This window comes from Streptomyces sp. NPDC056061 (assembly GCF_042266885.1).
GTDB lineage: Bacteria > Actinomycetota > Actinomycetes > Streptomycetales > Streptomycetaceae > Streptomyces.
In genome coordinates this window covers 140,820-159,229 of sequence record NZ_JBHJWQ010000016.1, presented here as the reverse complement: position 1 = coordinate 159,229, position 18,410 = coordinate 140,820, and the positions used below count along the sequence as shown (strand labels likewise).

General features: G+C 73.4%; 12 protein-coding genes. 8 read left to right on the top strand and 4 right to left on the bottom strand.

What is annotated here, in order from left to right; genetic code table 11:
* Positions 1–154 precede the first annotated feature (154 nt).
* The 5 genes from ACFC79_RS22805 to ACFC79_RS22785 all read left to right on the top strand — a co-directional run bounded on the left by ACFC79_RS22805 (position 155) and on the right by ACFC79_RS22785 (position 6,670).
* Positions 155–3,505 carry an adenylate/guanylate cyclase domain-containing protein gene (locus tag ACFC79_RS22805; RefSeq protein WP_376242850.1) on the top strand — a complete coding sequence of 1,117 codons (3,351 nt, stop codon included), beginning with the start codon at positions 155–157 and terminating at the stop codon, positions 3,503–3,505.
* Between the two features lie 3 nt (positions 3,506–3,508).
* Positions 3,509–4,390, top strand: a complete 882-nt coding sequence (locus ACFC79_RS22800) for a S8 family serine peptidase (RefSeq protein WP_376242848.1) — start codon at positions 3,509–3,511, stop codon at positions 4,388–4,390.
* Positions 4,374–4,994 (top strand): GAF domain-containing protein, encoded by a 621-nt coding sequence (locus ACFC79_RS22795; RefSeq protein ID WP_376242846.1) that lies wholly within the window; start codon positions 4,374–4,376, stop codon positions 4,992–4,994. The genes ACFC79_RS22800 and ACFC79_RS22795 overlap by 17 nt, the downstream gene beginning before the upstream one ends.
* 131 nt (positions 4,995–5,125) lie before the next feature.
* On the top strand, positions 5,126–5,914 hold the full coding sequence (locus ACFC79_RS22790) for a sugar phosphate isomerase/epimerase family protein (protein ID WP_376242844.1): 789 nt from the start codon (positions 5,126–5,128) through the stop codon (positions 5,912–5,914).
* A gap of 195 nt (positions 5,915–6,109) precedes the next feature.
* Positions 6,110–6,670, top strand: coding sequence for a hypothetical protein (locus tag ACFC79_RS22785; RefSeq protein ID WP_376242842.1), 561 nt, complete (start codon positions 6,110–6,112; stop codon positions 6,668–6,670).
* Between the two features lie 148 nt (positions 6,671–6,818).
* Here the strand turns inward: ACFC79_RS22785 and ACFC79_RS22780 are convergent, their stop codons facing one another.
* Positions 6,819–7,778: an EamA family transporter gene (locus tag ACFC79_RS22780; protein ID WP_376242840.1), complete on the bottom strand. Its 960-nt coding sequence runs from the start codon at positions 7,776–7,778 to the stop codon at positions 6,819–6,821.
* A 127-nt stretch (positions 7,779–7,905) separates the two neighbouring features.
* On the opposite strand from ACFC79_RS22780, the gene ACFC79_RS22775 reads away from it, so the two are divergent.
* Both ACFC79_RS22775 and ACFC79_RS22770 read left to right on the top strand, forming a co-directional pair.
* On the top strand, positions 7,906–8,949 hold the full coding sequence (locus ACFC79_RS22775; RefSeq protein WP_376242838.1) for a LysR family transcriptional regulator: 1,044 nt from the start codon (positions 7,906–7,908) through the stop codon (positions 8,947–8,949).
* Between the two features lie 216 nt (positions 8,950–9,165).
* A complete protein-coding gene (locus ACFC79_RS22770; RefSeq protein WP_376242836.1) occupies positions 9,166–11,031 on the top strand; it encodes a glycoside hydrolase family 3 protein in 1,866 nt (621 codons plus the stop codon).
* Between the two features lie 149 nt (positions 11,032–11,180).
* Here the strand turns inward: ACFC79_RS22770 and ACFC79_RS22765 are convergent, their stop codons facing one another.
* Together ACFC79_RS22765 and ACFC79_RS22760 are read right to left on the bottom strand one after the other, a co-directional pair.
* Positions 11,181–12,653 carry a S28 family serine protease gene (locus ACFC79_RS22765; RefSeq protein ID WP_376242834.1) on the bottom strand — a complete coding sequence of 491 codons (1,473 nt, stop codon included), beginning with the start codon at positions 12,651–12,653 and terminating at the stop codon, positions 11,181–11,183.
* Positions 12,654–12,844: 191 nt separating this feature from the next.
* Complete coding sequence (locus ACFC79_RS22760; protein ID WP_376242832.1) at positions 12,845–13,297, bottom strand: hypothetical protein; 453 nt, start codon at positions 13,295–13,297, stop codon at positions 12,845–12,847.
* A 163-nt stretch (positions 13,298–13,460) separates the two neighbouring features.
* On the opposite strand from ACFC79_RS22760, the gene ACFC79_RS22755 reads away from it, so the two are divergent.
* Positions 13,461–13,958: a hypothetical protein gene (locus ACFC79_RS22755; RefSeq protein WP_376242830.1), complete on the top strand. Its 498-nt coding sequence runs from the start codon at positions 13,461–13,463 to the stop codon at positions 13,956–13,958.
* A gap of 198 nt (positions 13,959–14,156) precedes the next feature.
* Here ACFC79_RS22755 and ACFC79_RS22750 read toward each other — a convergent pair whose 3' ends face one another.
* A complete protein-coding gene (locus ACFC79_RS22750) occupies positions 14,157–18,089 on the bottom strand; it encodes an ABC transporter ATP-binding protein (protein WP_376242828.1) in 3,933 nt (1,310 codons plus the stop codon).
* Between the last annotated feature and the right edge of the window lie 321 nt (positions 18,090–18,410).

The window sequence follows — 18,410 nt, the reverse complement described above, 5'->3', positions numbered from 1 at the left end:
GGGGGGGGGGGGGGGCCCGGTGTGGGGGGGCGCCCCCCCCCCCGGCGCGGGCCCGGGGGGGGGGGGGGGCCCGGGCGGGGGGGGGGGGGGGGGGGGGGGGGCCCCGCCCCCCGCCCCCCCCCACGGCCGGGCCGAGCAGAGGAAGGAAGCGCTCATGAACTGCACCTCGTGCCGGCACGAACTGCCCGCCGACGCACGGTTCTGCCCGTCCTGCGGCACCCCGTGCCCGGCACCCGCGGCCTCGGCGCCGGAGGACGAACGCAAGCTGGTCACCGCGGTCTTCTGCGATCTGGTGGGCTCCACGGCGCTGTCCGGGCAGCTCGATCCGGAGACCCTGCGCACCGTGACCCTGCGCTATTTCGCCGTCATGAGCGAGCGCATCGAGGCGCACGGCGGCACCCCGGAGAAGTTCATCGGCGACGCCGTGATGGCCGTGTTCGGGGTGCCCGTGATGCGCGAGGACGACGCCCGGCGGGCACTCGCCGCCGCCCTCGGCATGCGCGAGGCGCTCGCCGATCTCAACACCGAACTGGAGGCCGCCCTCGGCATCCGGCTCGGCATCCGGATCGGCGTCAACACCGGTACGGTCGTGGCGAGTTCCGATGCCAGCACCCGGCAGGCGCTGATCTCCGGCGAGACCGTGAACGTGGCCGCCCGGCTGGAACAGAACGCGGCCACCGGCGAGATCCTGATCGGTCCGCAGACCCTGGAGGCCGCCGGGCCGACCGTGGTCGTGGAGGAGACCGGCCCGCTGCGGCTCAAGGGCAAGAGCGACGCCGTGCACGCGTACCGGCTGATCGCGCTGGGCGCCGACGACCCGGAGCTGCTGCGCCGCTTCGACGTGCCGTTCATCGGCCGGGTCGCGGAGCGGGCCGCGCTGGACGAGTCCCTGGCGCTCACGGCCCGTGGGGCGGGCCCGGGGCTGGTCCGTCTCGTCGGCGACGCCGGGATCGGCAAGACCCGGCTGGCGCGCGAGTGGCTGGCCGGGCTCGCCGGGCCGACGCGGCCGGTCGTCGGCACCGGGCGCTGCCGCAGTTACGGGGACCACGGCACCCTGACCCCGCTGGCCGACGCGGTACGGGAGGCGCTCGGCTCATCCGACGCGCGCGAGGCCCTGGACGCGGCGACCGGGTGGGCGGGGGCGGCGGTGGCGGACGCGCGGGCCTTGCTGCGCGGCGGCCTGCTGCACGACGGCACGCCCAACGCCCCCTTCGAGGACATGTGTGCCGCGCTGATCACCGTGCTGAGCCGGGCCGCCGGGCGGCTTCCGGTGGTCCTGGTCCTCGACGACTGGCACTGGGCCGAGCCGCTGCTGGTACGCACGGTGGACCGGCTGGCCGGCCCGCTCGCCCGGACGGGTGTGCTCATCGTGTGCCCGGGCCGACCGGACGGACCGCCCGCCGCAGCGGATCCGCCCGAGCGTCCGGCACGAATCCTGCCGCTGGCCGGACTGCCCCGCGACGAGGCGGACCTCCTCGTCCGCGAACTCACCGCCGCGAACAGCGAGGGCGCCCGGCCCGACGGCCTCCCCGGCAGCCTTCCCGGCAGTCCTCCCCGCAGCCTTCCCGGCCCCGACGGGCCGCCGGGGCCGGGGCCGGACGGCGACCGGGACTCGTACGACCGGGACCTGTACGACCGTGCCGAGGGCAATCCGCTGTACCTGGAACAGCTCCTGATCGCGGCCGGACCGGACCGGTCGGCGCCCCGCGGCACCGGTGATCCGAGGCTGCCCCCGACCCTCCAGGCACTGCTCGGCGCCCGGATCGGCGCGCTGGAACGCATCGAGCGCACCACGCTCGACCTGGCAGCGGTCGTCGGCCGGGACTTCACCGCGCCGGAACTCGTCCGGCTGACCCGGGCGGCGCGCGAGGCGGAGGCCGCGGACCGCCCCGACCCGATGGGACGGACGGACTCCACGGACCCTGCCGATCCGACGAGCCCGGCGGAGCCCTCCGACCGCCCCGGTCCCGATCACGACGACCGCGGCCGGGTGGCGCGGGCCCTGTCCCGGCTGCGCCACCGCAGGCTCGTCGAGACCACGCCGGGCGGTGACCCGGACGCGGGCCGGCACCGGTTCAGCAGCGGTCTGGTCCAGGAGGTCGCGTACGCCTCGCTGTCCAAGCGGGCCAAGGCCGAGCGGCACGCCTGGGCGGCGGAGCTGCCCAGTGTCACGACGGCCGGCGAGGCCGCGGTCGGCGGGCACCTGGAGCGGGCCTACCGGTACCGCACCGAACTCGGCCTGGCCGACGGCCGGGCCGCCGCCCTGCGGACGCGGGCCGCCGCCGCGCTCGCGGCGGCCGGTGCGCAGGCGCTCGCCCGTTCCGACCTGCACTGGGCACAGGGGCTGCTGGACCGGGCCGTGGACCTGCACCCGGCGGGCGATCCCGCCGCGGCACCGGCGCTGCGGCGGCTCGGCGAGGTCCGGCTGGCGCTCGGTCACCCGGAGGACGGCGAACGGCTGTTGCGGCAGGTGCTCGCGATGGGGACGGCACCGGTCGAGGCGGCGCACGCCCGGCTCGCGCTGGCCGTGCTGGACCCGGCCGCGGCGAACGTGTCGTCCACCGCCCGTGCGGTGCTGCCGCTCTTCGAGTCCGCGGCGGACTCCGTCGGACAGGCACGGGCCCGGCTGCGGCTGGCGCAGCAGTTGCAGCGGGCCGGGCGGCACGAGGAGGCCGACCGCGACCTGACGCTGGCGCTGGACCACGCGGTGCGGGCCGGGGCGGAACCGGAACGGGCGGCGGCGCTCGGAGCCATCGGGATCTCACTGTGGCGGGGGCCGGAGCCGGTACCGGTGGCGGTGGCCCGCTGCCGGGACCTGCTCGCCGCGCACGGCCCCGGCCGGCCCGCCGTACGCACCACGTTGAACTGCCCGCTGGCCGTGCTCCACGCACTGCGCGGCCGGGCGGACCGGGCCGGGGCGTGCCTGGACGAGGCCGACCGGCTCGCCGCGGAACTCGACTACGCGGAGGCGGGGTTCTTCCTGCCGGTGTTCCGCGCGACCGTCGAGGCGCTGCTCGGACGCACCGGGGCCGCCCTGGACCTGCTCGTCCGGGCGGACCGGGCCGCGGCGCGCGCGGGCGCCCGCTCGATGCGGCCGGCCATCGCGCTGGAGACGGCCCGGTTGCTGCTCGACGACGGGCGGCCGGACGAGGCCGGAAGCCGGCTCGCCGACATCGGCGACACGGACTCGCTGCCGTACGCCGACCGGGTGGACCTGACGGGGCTGCGCGCCCGGCTGGCGGCTCGGGCCGGGGACCGGGAGCGGGCGAGGCGCCACGCGGACCGTGCCGTACGGGACGCCCTGCTCACCGACTCCCCGCTGGTGCGGGCCACCGCGTCGCTGGACCGGGCGCGGACGCTGGCGCTGCTGGACGACCCGACGGGGGCGACGGCGGCGGCGCGGGAGGCCGGGAAGCGGTTCGCGGAGAAGGGACATCTGCCGGGCGAGCGATGGGCCGCACGGCTCGTCGCCGAACCGGTGGCGGCCACGACGGAGAAGAGCTGAGGGATGGCGACCACGGACACGGCACCGGGGCCGGGACTTACCTGGAGTCTGCGCGGGCGCGGCCCCGACGACGTGGCGGTCCACGCGGACCGCGGCCCCGGGCACGAGGAGGACGGCCCCGTACCGGGCACCGGGCGGGGCGTGCGGGTCTGCGTGGTGGACTCCGGGGTCGAGCGCGACCACCCGGGGGTCGGGCCGGTCGCCGGGTCCTGGGTGGTGGTCAAGGATCCGGACACCGGCGACACCGAGGTCCGGGAGACCGACACCGGCGACACCTGCGGGCACGGCACCGCGTGCGCGGGCATCATCCGGCGGACCGCGCCGGAGTGCGAGCTGTACAGCGTGCGAGTGCTGGGGGAACGGTTCTCCGGCACCGGGGACGTGCTGCTCGCCGGGTTGCGGTGGGCGGTCGAGCAGGGCTTCGACGTGGTGAACCTGTCGTTGTCCACCACCCGCGCCCGGTTCGCCGAGGAGCTGCACGCACTGGCCGACCGCGCCTACTTCACCCGTACGGTCGTCGTCGCCTCGGCGCACAACAGCCCGGTGGAGAGCTATCCGTGGCGGTTCGCCTCGGTGATCTCCGTCGGCAGCCACCAGGAGGACGACCAGGACCTGCACCTCTACAACCCCGAACCACCGGTGGAGTTCTTCGCCCCCGGCCAGAACGTGTCGGTGCCCTGGCTGGGCGGTACGTCGATCCGCACCACCGGGAACAGCTTCGCGACCCCGTACATCAGCGGGCTGTGCGCACGTCTCCTGTCGGCACATCCCAGGATGACGGCCTTCCAGCTCAAGAACGCCCTCTATCTCTCCGCGGCGAACGTGCGGTTCGGCCCGCGGCATCCCGATCCGGCAGGAGAGGTCTGTGATGACTCCGAGAACTGAATCAGCGTCCGCCGCGGGAGCGGCACCGGGGTCGGTGCCCGCGGTGGTCTCGGCCCGGCGCGAACTCCTCCAGTCCGTCGTCGACGTGGCCCGGGCGATCTTCGGCGCGGCGGCGAGTTCGGTGTTCCTGCTGGACGAGGAGGCCGACGAGCTGGTCTTCCAGGCGGTGTCCGGCGAGGGCGAGGAGTTCCTGGTGGGCCGCCGGTTCCCGGCCGGGCGCGGGATCGCCGGCTGGGTGGCGACCTCCGGCGAGCCGATGGTGGTGGACGACCTGACCGCCGACCCGTCGTTCGACCGGTCGCTCGCCGAGTCCACCGAGTACGTACCGAACGCGCTGATGGCGGCCCCGCTGATCAGCGACGGCGGGGTGCTCGGCGTGCTGGAGGTGCTCGATCCGTCGCCGTGCGCCCGGACGAACCTGCGGGAGCTGGACCTGCTCGCCATGTTCGCCCGGCAGGCCGCCGCGGCGCTCCGGGTGGTGGCGTACGCCGCCGACGGTGCCGGACCGGGGGACGGCGCGGGTCCGCGGATGGGGCCCCGTCAGCGCGCCGACGCGTTGCGGCTGCTGGGTAGTCTGGAGCAGTTGCTCCGGGAGCCCTGCTGAGCCCGGACGGGACCGGCGTGCGGCCGGCCGAAGGCGTCGGCCGGCCCCGGCAAGCACTCCCCCGCCCGTCTGCGGCGTCCCGCCCGGCCCGGCGAGCAGCGGTGCACGCAGCCGACGGAAGGACCACGCACGTGAAGCTCGCTTTCTCGACCCTCGGGGTACCGGGCCTGCCGATGGCCGAGGTCGTCCGCCTCGCCGCCGAGCACGGCTACCAGGGGGTGGAGCTGCGCGCCCACCCCGAGGAGCCGGTGCACCCGGGAATCCCGGCGCCCGAACGGGCCGCCGTCGTCGAGGAGTTCACGAAGGGCGGCATCGAGATCCTCACCGTCGCCGGGTACGCCCGGGTCGCGGCCGGGGGCGACGACGGTCCCGTGCTGGACGAGCTCGCCGGGCTGGTGGAGCTGGCCCACGACCTGGGCGCGGCGAACGTCCGGGTCTTCCCGGGCGGCGGCGGCCAGGACCCCGCCGAGGCCGACGCCGCCGCCGCGCGGAGGCTGGCCGCCGCCGCACCGCACGCCGCCGAACGCAACGTGCGCATCCTGCTCGAAACCCACGACTCGCACCGCGCGGGCGCCGACGTGGCCCGGGTCGTCGGTACGGTCGGGCACGGGCAGATCGGCGCGCTGTGGGACCTCATGCACACCTGGCTCGCGGGCGAGGACCCGGCCGCCAGCCACGCGGTACTGGCCCCGCACCTGGGCTACGTCCAGGTGAAGGACATCGCCTCCGCCGAGGACCCCACCCCGCTCCCCCTCGGCGCGGGCGCCCTCCCGCTGGCCGCCTGTCTCGCCACGCTGGACGGCGACGACTGGGTCTGCTGGGAGTACGAGAAGCGCTGGCACCCGGCCGCGGCGGAACTGCCGGGCCTGCTCGCCGCGGGCCGCGAGCACCTGCTGCGGCTGGGCGCGGGCGAGCGGTAGGGCGCGGGGGGCCGGGGGACACCCAGTGCCTCGCGAAGCGCCCCGGCCGGCCGAGCCACCTGGCAAAGGGGCTGCGAGGCGCCACTGAAAGCGCAGCCCGGAAAGGGGCTTCCCCGCGTGAGCGGGGTGCTGGTCAGGTACGAAAACGACACTGCAACGGCAATTTTGCGTACGGCGGTTGATAGCGTGACCGTCGTGACGGAGCTGGAAGAACTGGTCCTGACGCCCGGCGAGCGCGCCCAGGGGGTCCGCGTCGACGGCGTGATGTTCAGCATGGACTGGACCGGTGAGGAGGCCCCGGGCGAACTGGCGGCTTTCGTCGCCGGTCGGGTACGGGCCTTCGGGACGGAGCCGACGGACGTCGACACCGACGTCGTCCACCGCGCGGCCGAGGACGACCCGACTCTGCGCCGCGGCGACTTCCCGGTCCGCCAGCTCGATCACCTCTCCGGTGTGCTGGCACGCCTCGGCTTCACGCTCGCGGTGTGGGACAGCGGCACCGACGCCTACGAGGTACTTGTCGCGTTGACCGGTGGGCGTGAGCCGACCGGGTTGACGCACGAGGACCTCCCGGTGCGGGCCTGGGGCTCGGAGCCCGAGGAGACCCTGGTCAGTCTGGACTGCCCGAACTGCTCGCAGATGCTGGTCTGGGAACTGGCCGCGGACCAGACCCTTGCCGACGAACGCTGCCATTGCGGAACCGCGTTGTTCGACGCCGCCGGGCAGCCGATGCCCGGCGTCACTCTCCACGACTGAGCCGCCCGGTACCCCTGGCCGACCCGCCCGGTGGGCCGTACTCGTCGCGGATCGCCTCCGTGGACTCGCCCGCGCGAGGCGGAAGGGGGTGGCGCCCCGGCTCCCACGACCGCCGGCCCACGGCGAACCGTCCGCCCCTGTCCGAGGTTCACCGCCGCGTCTCTCCCGCATCCGGCGCCGCACCCGCACCCGCCATGGCCCGCGCGGATTCCGGCGCCGCCGCGCCCGACCGCGCGTCACGCTCGTTGCCCCGCCGCACCCCGGCCAGCGAGGTGAGGGCCACCCCGCCCACCAGCAGTGCCGCCGCGCACCACCGCAGCGGGCTCACCGACTCGCCGAGCAGCAGCGCGGCCGAGGACATGCCGAAGACGGGGACGAGCAGGGTGAACGGGGCCACCGAGGAGGCCGGGTAGTGGCGCAGCAGGAAGCCCCAGGCGCCGAAGCCGAAGACGGTGGTGATCCAGGCGACGTAGACGATGATGCCGACGCCGCTCCAGTCGAGGGCGGCGAGCGCCTCGGCGTCGCGGTCCCAGCCCTCGAAGAGGAGGGAGAGGCCGAGGAGCGGCAGCACCGGGACTGTCGACACCCAGACCATGAAGTTGAGGGAGTCGGGCGGGGACGCCTTGCGAGTCAGCACGTTGGAGACACCCCAGCAGGCAGCGGCGACCAGCACCAGGACGAAGGCGAGCACCGGCCCGTCGGCACCCTCGTCGATCGCGGCCACCCCGATGCCCGCGAGCGCCACCCCCATTCCCAGCACCCGCACCCTTCCCGGGCGTTCGCCGAGCGTCAGGGCCGCGAAGAGCGCGGTGAAGACCGCCTGGACCTGGAGCACGAGTGAGGAGAGACCGGCGGGCATGCCCCGGTCCATGCCGATGAAGAGCAGCCCGAACTTCGCCACTCCGAGGACCAGCCCGACGCCCACGATCCACTTCCAGGCCACCTTGGGCCGGCCGACGAAGAAGACCGCGGGCAGCGCGGCGGCCAGGAAGCGCAGGGCGGAGAAGAGAAGCGGCGGGAAGTGCGCGAGACCGACCTCGATGACGACGAAATTGACACCCCAGACGGCGGCGACCAACGCGGCCAGGGCGATGTGGAGGGGACGCATGCACCGAGGATCACCCGTACCGACCATGTAGCACCAGCACGGTTTTCTTCATGGTGGAATTGAGCATTGCTAATGAATCGACGGGCGTCCTCCGCAGGAGCGGCCCCGGCCGTCCGGGGAGGTTTTGGTGCTCGATCTGTCCCGGCTGCGCGCCCTGCACGCGGTCTCCGTCCACGGTTCCGTGGCGGGTGCCGCGGCGGCGCTCGGCTACACCCCGTCGGCGGTCTCCCAGCAGATCACCAAGCTGGAGCGCGAGACGCGCACGACCCTGCTGGAGCGGCAGGGGCGCGGCGTCGCACTGACCGAGGAGGCACTCCATCTCGCCGCGACCGCCCAGCAGTTGCTGGCGATCGTGGAACACGCGGAGACCACGTTGGAGGAGCGCCGGGGGCTGCCGACGGGACGGCTCTCGATCGGCGCCTTCGCGTCCGCGGCACGCGGGCTGCTGCCCGGCGTGCTGGCCGGGCTGGGCCGGGAGCATCCGGCCCTGGAGGTGCGGATGACCGAGATCGATCCGCATCTCTCGGTCGATCTGGTGGCCAAGGGGGTGATCGATGTGGCGGTCGCGCACGACTGGGACATCGCACCGCTGCCCGCACCACAGGGTGTGGCGCAGGCGGTGATCGGTGACGACCGGTGCGATCTGCTGGTGCCCGAGGGCCACCGACTCGTGGGGCGCGCGGCGGTGCGGCGGGAGGAGCTGGCCGGGGAGCGGTGGATCTGCCAGCCGCCGGGCCGGGTCTGTCACGACTGGCTGGTACGGACGCTGCGCGCGGCGGGTTGCGAGCCCGACATCCGGCATCAGGCGGAGGAGAACCACACCCAGCTCGCCCTGATCGCCGCCGGGCTCGGGGTGGCGATGATCCCCCGGCTGGGTCGGGGGCCGCTGCCCGCGGGGGTGGTGGCGGTGCCGCTCGACCCGGTGCCGGTGCGGCGGCTGTACGCGCTGTGGCGCACCGGGGCGGCGCGGCGGCCCGCGATCACGGCGGCGGTGTCGGCGCTCCAGGCCCATGGGGCGGCGGTGGGGCTGGGCCAGGCCGTGTCTGACAATTCCACGCGGGCGGGCGCCGCCCCGCACGGGCCCTCGCCGCGTTACCGAAAAGCCCTGGTAGCTCCGCTACAAGGACTTCCCGGCGCCTTGCGATGCACCGCACAGGACGACGCCCGCTGATCCACGCGGAATTGTCAGGCACGGCCTAGTAGCCGGGCGGAGGGGCCGACGGGGTTTCCGGATGCGCCGGCCCGCCCGGATTCGGCCGCGCGGCGCCGGCGGGCCGCGCGGCCCCAAAACGGTCCGAACCCTTGACCGGAAGTTATTTTCTGTATATCCGTGCTCCTTGGAAGTTTCTTTCACCCCTCGTTCCCGAGCACGGCCGAAGGAGCTCACGTGCACCACCGCACCTCCAGACGCACCCTTCTCACCGCTACCGCCGCTTCCGCCGTGGTCGCCGCCACCGGCGGGGTCGTCGCCCCCGGCGCCGTGGCCGCACCGAAATCCGCGAGCGGCGGCCACGGCACCGGGCACCATCTGTCGGCCGCCACCACCAAACGCCTCAAGCGGCTCATCTCCCGGATGAGCCTGGAGGAGAAGGTCGGGCAGCTCTTCGTGATGCGGGTGTACGGGCATTCCGCCACCGAGCCCGACCAGGCCGACATCGACGCCAATCTCGCCGACATCGGGGTCCGCACCGCCGCCGAGCTGATCGCCAAGTACCACGTGGGCGGGATCATCTACTTCGCCTGGGCCCACAACACCCGCGACCCGCACCAGATCGCCGACCTGTCCAACGGCATCCAGCGCGCCGGCCTCGCCGGGCCCACCCCCCTGCCGCTCCTCGTCTCCACCGATCAGGAACACGGCATCGTCTGCCGGGTCGGCGAGCCCGCCACCCTGATGCCGGGCGCGATGGCCCTGGGCGCGGGCGGTTCGCACGCCGACGCCCGCCGCGCCGGGCAGATCGCCGGCGCCGAACTCGCCGCGATGGGCATCAACCAGAACTACGCACCGGACGCCGACGTCAACGTCAACCCGGCCAACCCGGTGATCGGGGTGCGCTCCTTCGGCTCCGACCCGCAATCCGTCGCCGCCATGGCCGCAGCCCAGGTGAAGGGCTACCAGAGCGGTGGCGTCGCCTCGACCGCCAAGCACTTCCCGGGCCACGGCGACACCGGCACCGACAGCCACACCGGCCTGCCGGTCATCAGCCACACCCGGGAACAGTGGGCGGAGCTCGACGCACCGCCGTTCCGGGCCGCGATCGCCGCGGGCATCGACTCGATCATGACCGCGCACATCGTGGTCCCGGCCCTGGACCCGTCCGAGGAGCCGGCGACGCTGTCCCGCCCCATCGTCACCGGCATCCTGCGCGAGGAACTCGGCTACGACGGCGTCGTGGTGACCGACGCGCTCGGCATGGAGGGCGTGCGGACGAAGTACGGTGACGCACGCGTTCCGGTCCTCGCCCTCCTGGCGGGCGTCGACCAGCTGCTCGACCCGCCGGACCTCGATGTCGCCTGGCAGGGCGTCCTGAAGGCCGTGCAGAGCGGCGAGCTCAGCGAGGCGCGGATTGACGAATCGATCCTGCGCATCCTGCGGCTGAAGGCGAAACTCGGCTTGTTCGACGACCCGTTCGTCACCCACCGGGATGTGGACCGCACCGTCGGGACACGGGCGCACCTCGACGCCGCCGACCGCATCGCCGAGCGCACCACCACGCTCCTCGCCAACGAGGGTGCGGTGCTGCCGCTCTCCCGCCGCTCCCACCGGAACCTGCTCGTGGTCGGCGCCGACCCGGCCTCCCCGTCCGGCACCACCGGGCCGCCGACCACCACCCTCGCCGCCGCCTTCACCGAACTCGGCCACGTGGCCACCGCGCTGCCCACCGGGACCGCCCCCACCCGGGCGCAGATCGACGCGGCGGTGGCGGCGGCACAGGGCAAGGACGCGGTGGTCGTGGCCACGTACAACGTCTCGGCGACGAGCTCCCAGCGGACCTTGGTGAGCGCCCTCGCGGCGACCGGGGTCCCGGTCGTCACGATCGCGATCCGCAACCCGTACGACGTCGCCCACCTTGCCGGGACCGGGTTCGTGGCGAACGTGGCCACGTACTCCTGGACCGATGTCGAACTGCGGGCCGCCGCACGGGTGATCGCGGGCCGGGCCCGACCGCGCGGGACCCTGCCGGTGCCGGTCCAGCGCGCGGACGATCCCGCCCGTGTCCTCTACCCGGTGGGTCACGGACTGAGGTACTGAACGGGCCGGGGTCGCCGGAGAAGCGCCGCCGGACGACGGACGGCACGTGGGCCGGGGCCCGCGTGCCGTCCTCCGCATGAACCGCGGCACGACGCGCCGTCCTCCGTCGAGGCACCGCGGTGTCCGCGGCCGGGCGTGTGCCGAACCGGTTACGGGCGCAGCCCGCGCTCGTTCATCACGTCGTTCCGGGTGTCGAGCCGGGCGTCGAACTTCGCGAGCGGCTTCGCCTGCGCCGGGTCCTGCTGCACCGCGGCCGGGGCGACGCCCGCCCAGCGCAGGATGGCGGCGGTGGCCGTCGCCCGGTCGTTCTCGGCGAGCTGGGCCACGCTGGACCCGTGGTTGCCGCCCGGCACGGTCATGACGTAGCTGTCCCGCGCGCCCGCGCCCAGCCGGAAGCGCTCGGCACCCCACGGGTCGTTCTCCCCGTAGACGTAGAGCATGTTGGTGGCGCGGTGCCGCACCCAGGTGTCGACGTCGCGCATCGCGGACGGGTCGAACTTCATCGGGATGGAGCGCGGCACGAAGTTGCGCGGCGGCTGGTACCCGTACCGGCTCAGCCCGCCGAGCCACGGCTGCTTGATGCTGGGCGAACCGAGCTGGGTTCCCGCCTGGTAGTAGTACGGGGTGTACTTCTCCAGGCCCTGGTCGCTGTAGGCGGAGAAGCCCGAGATCGAGTCGATCGAGTCCCATATAGCCTGGTCGGAGGCGGACTTGGCGTCGGCGGGAATGGTGTCGCAGTCGGACAGCAGGCTGTACTGCCAGAACGACCAGACGTAGTCCATGACGACGGCCTCGTAACCCCGGTCGAGCGAGCCGACCGTGTCGAAGGTGTAGCCGTTCGCGGTGGCGTACTCCCGGTACTTCTTCTCCAGCGGGCCGCGGCGGACCAGCGCCTCGCGCTGCACCCCGGCCAGCCTGTCGCGGCACTCCTTGGTGCCGACGCGCGCGAAGAACGCGTCGTACGCCGAATCCTCCTTGTTCACCACGTCGTTGGGCGCGACGTAGGCAACGACCCCGTCCATGTCCCGGGGGTGGAAGCGCTCGTAGTACGTGGCGGTCATGCCGCCCTTGGAGCCGCCGGTGGTCAGCCAGTTCTTGGTGTAGATCGACTTCAGCGCGGTGAAGATCCGGTGCTGGTCGTCGGCGGCCTGCCGGATGTCGAGCTTGGACCAGTCGGCGGGTGCCGGGCGGGACGGGGTGAAGAACCGGTACTCCAGGGAGACCTGGTTGCCGTCGACGATCCGGGTGGGCTCCGAACGGCTGGGGTTCGTCGAGACGTTGTACCCGCTGGTGTAGAAGACCGTCGGGCGGGACGTGTCCTTGTGCAGCAGCGTGAGGCGCTGCTGGAACGTCCCCTTGGACGGGTGCCGGTGGTCGATCGGCTGGGTGTATTCGAGGACGAAGTAGCGGTAGCCCGTGTAGGGCTTCTCCTCGATGAGACGCATGCCCGGGATGGCCAGGATACGGTCCTTGATGTCCGTACTCGTGCTGTCGTCGCTGCCGGCCGCGGCCCGGATCGCGGCGGGTTCCTCGGCGGTGGCCGTTCCCGCCATCGCCCCGGTCGCCCCCACTGTGCCGATGAGCACCGCGAGCGACAGGGCTCCTCTGAGCACCTTGCGCATGCACCCTCCCCATGATTCACAACCGTCGCCGTGAACCTAGCGGGGCGATTCGTCGGCCGCCAGACCCTGTTGGCGCTCAACAGGAACGAGACGGTCCGGGAACGGGAGCGCCCAGGAGCGGGACGGTCCCGGAGTGGAGCGTTCCGTCCCGGAAACGGCACTGCGGCGCCGCGCGACGCGCTGGTGCACCGTCAGCAGAGGATCCAGCCGGTGGAACCGGACGTACCGGCGATCGTGGCCGAGGCCCGGACGCACCGGTTCAGCGCGTGGACCGTCACCGGACCTGCCTGCTTGGTGAAGTTGCCGCTGTCCACGACGGGGCTGCCGCCGCGCGGTTGGATCATCACGGACATCTTGCGGCTCGGCCCGGGCTTCTTGGCGACCGCGACGGCGCAGGCGTAGGCGCGGCTCTTGAAGACGCGCAGCTCACCGGTCTTGAACGGGACCGTCTTCGCGAGCCGCCCGGCACAGGCATCCGCGGCGTCGGCCCTGCTCGCGAAGGTGCCGGTGAGCACCAGCGCGAGAGCCGTCACCAGCGCCAGCGCGAGGAACCGCGCCAACGGCTGTCTCGGCGCGCTCGTGACGCCCCCGACTCCGCCCGTTCCCCCGGCCGTTCCCGTCCCTCTGGTCACCAGCAGCCCCATCGCCCGATCGAACACACGAATCCCTGTTCGCTACATATGCATACATGCGTACGACGCAGGAGCCCATCCGGAGGTTGCGCACGGCGTGCTCCGCACCGAGGGCAACCGAATCGCCACAGCATGGCTCCACCAAGGCAGAGCCACACGAAAGGCAGGAACTGCCATGCTCCGATTCCGTACCCCTCAGCGCCACGGTGGCCGACACGTCCTCGGCGGGGCACTGCTCGCCACCGCGCTCCTCACCGCCACCGCCGCCGTCCCGGCCGCCGCGGCGGCCCCGCAGGCCCGGACGACCGCGGCGACGGTGCGCACCGGTACCGGTTCCCCGGCGTACCAGCAGGTCGCCCACTTCTACGCCGCCTACATCGACGCCATGTCCGCGGAGGGCGGCGGCAATCTCGCCACCGCGCTCAGGTCCTTCTACCTGACCCCTCATCTGCGCTCCGAGCTGAGCTCCTGGGAGAAGCGCAACCACGCGGACGGAGTGTTCCGCGCGCAGAACACCCCGCTCGCCTTCCGGGTCACCCCCAAGGACAGCGGTGCCGGACACACCTGGTCCGCCGTGCGTCTCACCTGGAGCACCGGCAAGCACCCCACGTACACGTACCTGACCGTTCGCTCGGACCTGCAGACCGGCAGGATCTCCGGCATCGGCGCGTGAGCGCGACACCGGTGGACGTCCCCCGTCCACCGGTTCATCCGCCGCCCCACGCGGTCCCGCACGTCGCGCCATGTTCCGTTCCGCGCCTCGCTTCACGCACCGTTCCGCACGTCGCCCCATGCGCCGTTCCCCGCCTCGCTTCACGCACCGTTCCGCACGTCGCCCCATGCGCCGTTCCCCGCCGGGCGGGTCCGACGCTCACACGTTCGCGGGCTCGTCCTCTCCTATGAAGGTGCGCCACAGCCCTGCGTAGTGCCCGTCCCGGGCGAGCAGTTCGGCGTGCGTGCCGTCCTCGACGACCCGGCCGTGGTCCATCACCACGACCCGGTCGGAGCGGGCGGCCGTGGTCAGCCGGTGGGCGACGACGAGGGTGGTGCGCCGCCCGGCAAGGCGGTCGGTCGCCTGGTTGACCAGGGCTTCGCTGGCCAGGTCCAGCGAGGCGGTCGCCTCGTCGAGCAACAGGATGTCGGGGTCGACGAGTTCGGCGCGGGCGAGGGCGATCAGCTGGCGCTGTCCGGCCGAGAGGTTGCGGCCCCGCTCGGCGACCTCGTGGAGGTAGCCGCCGTCCAGGGTGGCGATCATGTCGTGGGCGCCGACGGCCCGCGCCGCCGCCTCCACCTCGGCGTCGGTGGCCCCGGGCCGTCCGTACGCGATCGCGTCCCGGACCGTGCCCGCGAAGAGGTACGCCTCCTGCGGCACGACGCCGAGCCGGTGCCGGTAGGCGGTGAGGTCGAGGCGGCGCAGGTCGGTGCCGTCCACCGTGACCCGGCCGCCGGTGGGGTCGTAGAACCGGGCGACGAGCTTGACCAGGGTGGACTTCCCGGCCCCCGTCTCGCCGACGAAGGCGACCGTCTGGCCCGCCGGAATCCGCAGGTCGACGTCGCTGAGCGCGGCCTCGGCGGCCGTCCCGACGCCGTCGGAACCCGCGAGGGAGTCATCGGCGGCCTCGCGGGCGCCGTGGGAGCCTTCGTGGGAACCCCGGGCGCCCCCGTGGGAGTCCTGGGCACCCTCGTGGGAACCGTAGGCGAAGGACATGTCCTCGAAGGCGATCTCGCCGCGCAGCGAGGTCACGTCCAGCGGCTCCTCCGGGGCGTCGGTGGAGGTCGGTTCGCGCAGCAGCTCCTGGATGCGGCCGAGCGAGACGGTGGCCTGCTGGTAGCCGTCGAAGACCTGGGAGAGCTGCTGCACCGGGGCGAAGAACAGGTCGATGTACAGCAGGTACGCGACCAGCGCGCCCGCGGTGAGGGTGCCGTTGTCGACACGACCGGCGCCGACGATCAGCACGGCCGCGGCGGCGACCGACGACAGCAACTGCACGAACGGGAAGTAGACCGAGATCAGCCACTGGCCGCGGACCCGGGCCTCGCGGTAGTGGTCGCTGCGCTCCGCGAACCGTCGGGCGCCGTCGTGCTCGCGGCGGAACGCCTGCACGATCCGCAGCCCGGAGACGGACTCCTGGAGATCGGCGTTGACGGCGCTGATGCGTTCCCGGGCCAGCTCGTACGCCCGGACGCTCTTGCGGCGGAAGAAGAAGGTGCCGACGACCAGCGCCGGAAGGGTCGCGAAGACGACGAGGGCGAGCTGCACGTCGAGGACGAGCAGCGCGACCATGATGCCGAAGAAGGTGACGACGGAGACGAAGGCCGTGACCAGACCGGTCTGCAGGAACGTCGACAGCGCGTCCACGTCGGTCGTCATCCGGGTCATGATGCGCCCGGTCAGTTCACGTTCGTAGTAGTCGAGGCCGAGGCGCTGGAGCTGCGCGAAGATCTTCAGCCGCAGCGAGTAGAGCACCCGCTCGCCGGTGCGGCCGGTCATCCGGGTCTCACCGATCTGGGCCGCCCACTGCACGAGCACGACCAGCAGGGCGAGTGCGGACGCCGCCCAGACCGCGCCGAGCGCGAGCTGTGTGACGCCCTGGTCGATGCCGTGCCGGATCAGGACCGGCAACAGCAGCCCGGCTCCCGCGTCCACCGTGACCAGCGCCAGACTCACCAGGAGCGGCAGCCCGAAGCCGCGCAGCAGCCTGCGCAGCCCGTACGACCCCTCGGCGCGGACGGCGCGCGCCTCGTCGATGTCGGGGGTGTCGGTCGCCGGTGGCAGCGCCTCCACCTGGGCGAGCAGCTCGGGCGTCGCGGGCATGCCGGCCGCCCCGGTGTCGCGCGGTTCGTCCTTGCGGACCCACAGGCGGGGGCTGATCCCGCGCTCGGCGTCGAATTCCGTGTCGAGTTCCGCGTCGAATTCCTCCCGCAGCGCGCGGTCGTCCTCGGCGGTGGTGTCGTCCGGCCCGGCAGGCCGGTGTCCGGGCGAGGCTCCGCCCAGTTCGTCCGGGTCGGTGAGCAGCCGCCGGTACAGGGCGCTGCGGCCCTCCAGCTCCTGGTGCGTGCCGATGTCGGCGAGCCGCCCGTTCTCCAGGACGGCGATCCGGTCGGCGAGCCCGAGGGTGGAACGGCGGTGCGCGATCAGCAGCGTGGTGCGACCGGCCATCACCTGCCGCAGTGCCTCGTGGATCTCGTGCTCGACCCGGGCGTCGACGGCCGAGGTGGCGTCGTCGAGGAGGAGCAGCCGGGGATCGGTCAGGATGGCGCGGGCGAGGGCGATGCGCTGGCGCTGACCGCCGGAGAGGGTGAGTCCGTGCTCGCCGACCTTGGTGTCGTAGCCGTCCGGGAGCTCCGCGATGAAGCGGTCGGCCTGGGCGGACCGGGCCGCCTCCTCGATCTGTTCCCGGGTGGCGTCGGGGAGTCCGTAGGCGATGTTGGCGCGAACGGTGTCGGAGAAGAGGAAGCTGTCCTCCGGCACCAGGCCGATGGCGGCCCGCAGGGACGACTGGGTCAGTTCGCGGACGTCGTGGCCGCCGACCAGGACGGCACCGTGCGTCACGTCGTAGAAGCGGGGCAGCAGCAGGGAGACGGTGGACTTTCCGCTGCCGGACGCGCCGACGACGGCGACGGTCTCACCGGGCTCGATGGTCAGCGAGAACCCGTCGAGGACGGGGCGGCCGTCGGCGTAGCCGAACCGCACGTCGTCGAACTCGACGCTCGCCGGGGCGTCGGCGGGCAGTTCCTTGGTGCCGTCCTGCATGGTCGGCTCGGTGTCGATGAGTTCCAGTACGCGTTCGACGCCGGCCCGCGCCTGCTGACCGACGGTGAGCACCATGGCGAGCATGCGGACCGGGCCGACCAGCTGGGCGAGGTAGGTGGAGAACGCGACGAAGGTACCGAGGGTGATCTCGCCCCGGGTGGCGAGCCAGCCGCCGAGGGCCAGCATGGCGACCTGGCCGAGCGCGGGGACGGCCTGGAGGGCGGGGGTGTAGCGGGAGTTCATCCGGATCGCCCGCAGCCGCCCGGCGAACAGCTTCCGGCCCACCTCGCGGAGCTTGCCGGTCTCCTGCTCCTCCTGCCCGAACCCCTTGACGACCCGGACCCCGGAGACGGCCCCGTCGACGACCCCGGCGACGGCGGCGGCCTGCCCCTGGGCGTACCAGGTGGCGGGGAAGAGCCGGGCGCGGGAGCGGCGGGCGATGTACCAGAGGGCGGGGGCGACGGCGACCGCGACCAGGGTGAGCAGCGGTGACAGCCACGCCATGATCACCAGGGAGATGATGAAGAGCAGCACGTTCCCGATGGTCATCGGGAGCATGAAGAGCAGCCCCTGGATCAGCTGGAGGTCGCTGGTGGCACGCCCGACGACCTGCCCGGTGGACAACTCGTCCTGCCGCTTTCCGTCCAGCCGGGTGATCGTCCCGTACATCTCGGTGCGCAGGTCGTGCTGCACGTCCAGGGCGAGGCGCCCGCCGTAGTAGCGGCGGACGTAGGTGGCCGCGTACACCAGCACGGCGGCGGCCAGGAGGAGCCCGGTCCAGACGGCGAGGGACCGGGTGTGGTCCCCGACGACATCGTCGATGATCACCTTGGTGATCAGCGGGACGACGGCCATCACCGCCATGCCGGCGAGCGACGACCCGAGTGCCAGCAGCACATTCCGTCGGTAGCGCCACGCGTAGCCGCTCAGCCGCCGGACCCATCCCGGAGCCCGCGCCGCGTCCCCTGCGTCCTTAGCGCCCGTCACCGATGCCTCCCCGTTCCGCCTGCTCTGTCGCAAGGCACCAACGCGCTGGACAGCGGATTTCATCCCGCTGTCACATAAGCAGGACCTTCGGAGGAGGGCACCACGACGTTCGGCCCACACCGCCCGCACAGCCACTCCGCATGCGAACGATTGCGCGGGTCGACCGGGCACGGGCGTACGCGTCCGCCCGGGTCGCGCACGCGACGGCGCACGTCCTGGCCGGAACCGCCGCCCGACCGAGCGGGCAGGTGGGCGGGCGGGCGGGCAGGCAGGACGGACGGACGGATGTACCGAGGACGGTCACCCGGCCGGTGCTCCTGGTCACGGCCGTCACTGCGGCCGTGCGTCGCCACCGGGAAGCCCGGTGGCGACGAGCGGCGAGTG